Source organism: Vibrio sp. 1069 (genome assembly GCF_033340555.1).
The window spans coordinates 1-596 of record NZ_JAWOWP010000624.1 but is presented as its reverse complement, the minus strand read 5'-3'; the positions used below and the strand labels follow the sequence as shown (position 1 = coordinate 596).

The window sequence follows — 596 nt, the reverse complement described above, 5'->3', positions numbered from 1 at the left end:
TTCGCTGGGTCGAATACCGGGCGAAGTTGAGACAGACCTTCAACGGTGGTCTCTGGACGAATCACTTCATCGTAATCTAACTGGAACAATGTACCGTCTGCTGCGTGGCCTTCGGTTGGTAGGATTTCGTTTTTAAAGCGACCTTCCAATGTTGCTGCGTGAGCACGAGCATGAGAGCGCGCCGCAAACTCATCTTGTTGCTCACGGCTGATACCATGAAGCTTACCAAGCATTTCAGCGGTTAAACCCATCATGCCAGCGGCTTTGGCGACGTTTTTCGACATGCCTGGGTGGAAGTCCACACCGTGGTTCATTGGTACGTGACCCATGTGCTCGACACCACCGATCAGGCAAATTTCCGCGTCACCTGTCATGATTGCACGAGTACCATCATGCAGGGCTTGCATAGATGAGCCACACAGACGATTCACGGTTACTGCGCCAATCTCAATTGGTAGGCCAGCAAGCAGCGCTGCATTACGCGCGATGTTAAAGCCTTGCTCAAGCGTTTGTTGCACACAGCCCCAGTAGATGTCTTCAATCTCGCTTGGGTTCACTTGTGGGTTGCGTGCCAGAATGCCTTTCATTAGGTGCGC

General features: G+C 52.3%; 1 pseudogene. It reads right to left on the bottom strand.

The annotated features are described in order from the left end of the window. A pseudogene (locus tag R7040_RS28110) lies at positions 1–596 on the bottom strand (beta-ketoacyl synthase N-terminal-like domain-containing protein); the annotation flags it as partial.